The 5058-nt window shown below is 72.4% G+C and carries 4 protein-coding genes and 1 pseudogene; all 5 read left to right on the top strand.

Going from position 1 to position 5058, the window contains the following annotated elements; all coding sequences use genetic code 11:
- Positions 1-931: carbohydrate ABC transporter permease (locus DZG00_RS12060; RefSeq protein WP_233549122.1), on the top strand; the 931-nt coding region annotated here is incomplete at its 5' end.
- 71 nt (positions 932-1002) lie between these two features.
- Complete coding sequence (locus DZG00_RS12065; RefSeq protein ID WP_233549121.1) at positions 1003-1800, top strand: carbohydrate ABC transporter permease; 798 nt, start codon at positions 1003-1005, stop codon at positions 1798-1800.
- Positions 1801-1852: 52 nt separating this feature from the next.
- Positions 1853-3301, top strand: coding sequence for a DUF4832 domain-containing protein (locus DZG00_RS12070; protein ID WP_119382569.1), 1449 nt, complete (start codon positions 1853-1855; stop codon positions 3299-3301).
- A gap of 142 nt (positions 3302-3443) precedes the next feature.
- Complete coding sequence (locus DZG00_RS12075) at positions 3444-4658, top strand: Gfo/Idh/MocA family protein (RefSeq protein WP_199688953.1); 1215 nt, start codon at positions 3444-3446, stop codon at positions 4656-4658.
- A 50-nt stretch (positions 4659-4708) separates the two neighbouring features.
- Positions 4709-5058, top strand: a pseudogene (locus DZG00_RS12080) (hypothetical protein); the annotation flags it as partial.

The following is a 5058-nucleotide window of genomic DNA, read 5'->3' on the forward strand; positions in this document are numbered from 1 at the left end:
GCCTGCCGCCACGACGCCCGCCCCGCCGCCCGGATCCGCCCCCGCGTCGCCCCGCCGCCGTCAGGTCGGCGACGGCGCCTGGCCCTGGCTCTTCGTCGGGCCGCTCGTGCTCGGGGTGCTGGTCTTCTACATCTGGCCGATCATCTTCACGGCCGGCAGCTCGTTCACCGACACCGGGCCGTTCGGCGGTGCCACGTTCTCGGGGCTGGAGAACTACGTCCGGCTGCTGCAGGATCCGCAGCTCTACCTCTCGCTCGGCAACACGCTGCTGTACACGGCGATAGTGCTGCTCGGGATCCCGATCGCGGTCTACCTGGCCAGCCTCCTCAACCTGCCGGGCCTCCGTTTCGCGTCGCTGTACCGCGTGCTGTTCTTCCTCCCCTACGTGGCGATGCCCACGGCGGTGGCGATGGTGTGGCGCGTCATCTTCAACGGCGACTTCGGGCTGCTCAACCACGCTCTCGCCCTGGTCGGCATCGACGGGCCGTACTGGATCAGCACGCCCGTCTTCGCGACCGTCGCCGTGGCCGTCGTGGGGCTCTGGTCCTCCCTCGGGTTCAGCCTCATCGTGCTCGCGGCCGGGCTGAAGAACATCCCGCCGGAGCTGTACGAGGCGTCCGAGCTCGACGGCGCCACGCGCTGGCGGCAGTTCCGCGAGATCACGGTGCCGCTGCTCTCGCCGAGCGTGTTCTTCGTGACGATCGTCACGGTCATCTCGAGCTTCCAGGTCTTCGACCTGCTCTACGCGATCCTCGGCAGCAGCAACCCGGTGCTCCCCAAGAGCATGTCGCTCGTCTACTTCTTCTACCGAGAGGGCTTCGTGAACAACGACAAGGGCTACGCGGCCGCGGTCGCCATGGCGATCTTCGTCGTCATCGGCATCGTGACCGCCGTCCAGTTCCGGTTCCAGCGGAAGTGGGTGCAGGGGTGAGCGGGCAGGCGGTGCGCCTCCGGCCGGCCTCGGTCGCGTCCAGGCGCAGGCAGCGTCGCGGCGGATCCCACGTGGTCGCGCACATCGTGCTCGGCACGGGCGGCCTCGTCATGGCGTTCCCGTTCCTCTGGCAGATCATCATGTCGCTGTCGACCAACGCCGAGGTGCAGAGCGTGAGCCCCGTGTTCTGGCCGGCGGAGATCCAGTGGTCGAACTACGCCGAGGTGCTCGACCGCATGCCGTTCCTCGACCAGCTGCAGACGTCGGTGCTCGTGACGGCGATCCGCACGGTCGCGCAGATCCTGTTCTGCACCCTCGCGGGCTACGCGTTCGCCCGGATGCGCTTCCGCGGTCGCGGGGCGCTCCTCGCGATGGTGCTGTCGATCCTCATGGTGCCGTCGCAGGTCTACCTGCTGTCGCAGTACCAGATCGTGCAGGGCCTCGGCCTGCTCGACAGCCTCGGCGGCCTCGTGCTCCCCGGCCTCTTCAGCGCCTTCGGCACCTACCTGATGCGCACGGCGTTCCTGGCCATGCCGGCCGAGCTGGAGGAGGCCGCGCGGCTCGACGGCGCGAACCCGTTCCAGGTCTTCTGGCAGGTCATGCTGCCGCTCGCGAAGCCGACGATGAGCGTGCTCGCCATCACGACCGTCCTGTGGTCGTGGAACGAGCTGCTCTGGCCGCTCGTGGTCACCACGTTCAGCGACCGGATGCCGCTGTCCGCGGGGCTCGCGACGCTCATCGGCGACCGCACCACCGACTACCCGGTGGTGATGGCGGCGAGCCTGCTGGCCATGGCGCCGGTGCTCATCCTCTTCATCGTGCTGCAGCGCCGGGTCATCGACGGCCTGGCGTCCAGCGGCCTCAAGTAGCCCGTCCCTCCATCCCACCCGGTCGCTCGCGGCCACCACCTGAAGGAGAACCATGAGACGCCAGCTGTCCCTCGTGGCCGTCGGAGCGCTGCTGCTCACGGCCGCATCCGTCGCGGCACCCGCCGCATCGAGCCCCGCGTCGCCCCGTGCATCCACCTCGGCGGACGGGACGACCGTCTCGTACGCCGAGGCCGACGGGGTCATCGCCAACCCGCAGCGCGGCTTCTACAAGCACACCGAGACGCACTACCGGGCGGGCGGCACGGGGTACACGCCGCTCGACCGGGCGACGCTCGAGGGCTACCGCGACCAGGGCATCACGCAGATCCTCCGGGTCTCCTACCTCGAGGCGTTCGCGGCGGATCCCGAGCTCGACCCGGCGTACCTCGACCTCCTGCAGGCCGACTACGACACGGCGCGCGCCGCCGGCGTCTCGGTCATCACCCGCTTCGCGTACACGCAGACCCTCTCCGCCGCACCGCCGTACGGCGACGCGCCCCTCGACGTGGTGCTCGCGCACATCCGCCAGCTCGGGCCGGTGCTCCGCGCGAACGCCGACGTGATCCCCGTGGTGCAGAACGGGCTGGTCGGCGTGTGGGGCGAGGGCTACTACACCGACCACTTCGTCGCGGACCCGGCGAACCCGGGCGTCGTCACCGAGGCCGACTGGGCCAGGCGCGCGCAGGTCACCGAGGCGCTGCTCGCCGAGCTGCCCGCGGACCGCAGCGTGCAGGTGCGCGTCATGAAGTGGAAGCAGGAGCTGCTCGACGTGCCCGCGGGCGCCGACAGCGCGGTGACCGCCGCGGAGGCGCACACCGACACGCCCCTCGCCCGCATCGGCCACCACAACGACTGCCTGCTGGCCGCGCCCGACGACTGGGGCACGTTCCTCTCGAACCCGATCACCCTCGACCAGGAGTACCTCGCGGCCGAGAGCCTGTACGTGCCCGTGGGCGGCGAGACCTGCAACGTGAACCCGCCCCGCTCCGAGTGGGCGAGCGCGTCCGCCGAGATGGAGCGGTACCACTACAGCTACCTGAACCGCGACTACCACCAGGACGTGCTCGACAGCTGGGGCGCCGACGGCCTCGAGGAGACCGCCGAGCGGCTCGGCTACCGCTTCGTCCTGACGTCGAGCACCGTCACGCCGCAGGCCGACGGCAGCGCGCGCGTCTCGGTCGACGTGCGCAACGACGGGTGGGCGGCGCCCTACACGCCGCGCGACGCGGTGCTCGCGCTCACGGCGGCGGACGGATCCACGATCGACGTGCCGTTCACGACCGGGGCCGACGCGCGGCTCTGGCTGCCCGGCACCACCACGACCGTCTCCGTCGCGCTCGACGAGGTGCCCGCGGGCAGCTACGACCTCGCGCTCGCGCTGCCGTCGACGGATGCGGGCACCTCCGCGGATCCGCGCTTCGCCGTGCGGACCGCCAACGAGGGCACGTGGGACCAGGACGCCGGCGTCAACGGGCTGGGGCAGACGCTCGTCGTCGACTGATCCGCTGAGCCGGACCGCGGAGGCCGCGGGTCGGGACGGGCATCCGCCTTGTCCCGGCCCGCGGCCTCCCCGTAGGTTTGGCGTGACCCGCAACGAATCCCCGCACGCGGATCCGCCCGCACGAATGAGACGAAGGAGTCCCATGTCCGAGACCCAGCCCGCCGCGCCCGCCGAGCAGACCGGAGGCGCCCTCGGCGTCGCGATGATCGGGCACGGGTTCATGGGCGCCGCCCACTCGCAGGCCTGGCGCGTCGCGCCCGCGTTCTTCGACCTGCCGCTCGCGCCGCGCATGGTGTCCGTCGTCGGACGCGACCGGGCGCGCACGCAGGAGTCCGCGGACCGCTGGGGCTGGGATCGCGCCGAGACCGACTGGCGCGCCGCCATCGAGCGCGACGACATCGACGTGGTGGACATCTGCTCGCCCGGCAGCACGCACGTCGAGGTCGCGGTCGCCGCGCTCGAGGCCGGCAAGCACGTGCTGTGCGAGAAGCCGCTCGCGAACACGGTGGAGGAGGCCGAGATCATGGCCGCCGCCGCCGAGAGGGCCGCCGCGAAGGGGATCCGCGCGATGGTCGGCTTCAGCTACCGCCGCGTGCCCGCCATCACCTTCGCGCGCGACCTCGTGGCCCAGGGCGCCGTCGGCGAGCTCCGCCAGGTGCGCGCGCTCTACCTGCAGGACTGGCTGACCGACGCCGAGGGACCCATGACGTGGCGCCTCGACAAGGAGGCGGCCGGATCCGGCGCGCTCGGCGACATCGGCGCGCACATCGTCGACGCCGTGCAGTTCATCACGGGCGAGAGGCTGGACGCCGTCAGCGGCCTGCTCCGCACCTTCGTGGAGGAGCGCCCGCTGCTGGCCGAGACGCGCGGCCTCGGCGGCGTCGCGTCGAGCGAGCGCGGCAAGGTCACGGTCGACGACGCGGCCTACTTCACCGGCAAGCTCTCCGGCGGCGCGCTCGCCAGCTTCGAGGCCACCCGCATGGCCACGGGCCGCAAGAACGCGCTGCGGCTGGAGTTCAGCGGATCCGACGGCGCCATCTCCTTCGACCTCGAGCGCCTCAACGAGATCGAGCTGTACGACGCGACCGCGCCCGCCGACCGGCTGGGCTTCCGCCGGGTCCTCGTCACCGAGCCCGAGCACCCCTACACGGCGGCGTGGTGGCCCACCGGACACGGCCTCGGCTACGAGCACGCGTTCACGCACCAGGTGCGCGACCTCGTGCACGACATCGCCGAGGGCCGCGAGCCGCAGCCGTCGTTCGCCGACGGCCTGCGCGTGCAGCGCGTGCTCGACGCCGTGGAGCGCAGCTCGGCCGACGGCAGCGCGTGGACGACGGTGGATCCCGCCGCGAGCTGACCCCCGCGGGCGCTCGCGTACCCTGGACCGGACGACCGGGAGGCGGACGGGTGCAGGCACGGCAGGAGCGGACGCTGCGCGCCGCGCTGTCCGCCCTCGTGTGCACGCTCGTCACGGCGACCGCCCACGCGGCGGCCGGCGGCGGGATCCCGCACCCGCTCGTCCTGGCCCTCGCGCTCGTGCTCGGGGTCGCCCTGTGCTTCGCGCTCGGCGGACGCCGGGTGACGCTCGCGCACCTCGTGCTCGCGATCGGCGCGACGCAGGGCGTGCTGCACGCGGCGTTCACGTACGGGGGATCCGCGACCGGGTCCGGCACGGCCGCTTCCGGCATGGCCGTGGGTGGGGCGACCTCAGGCGCCGCCGCGTCCGCCGGGCACTCCCACGCGCACGCCGCGGCCGA

Source organism: Clavibacter lycopersici (assembly GCF_003576405.1).
GTDB lineage: Bacteria > Actinomycetota > Actinomycetes > Actinomycetales > Microbacteriaceae > Clavibacter > Clavibacter lycopersici.

Excerpts from the sequence above, each read along its gene's own strand:
- DZG00_RS12075 (WP_199688953.1), top strand. The coding sequence starts at position 3,444 with ATGTCCGAGACCCAGCCCGCCGCGCCCGCCGAGCAGACCGGAGGCGCC.
- DZG00_RS12070 (WP_119382569.1), top strand. The coding sequence starts at position 1,853 with ATGAGACGCCAGCTGTCCCTCGTGGCCGTCGGAGCGCTGCTGCTCACG.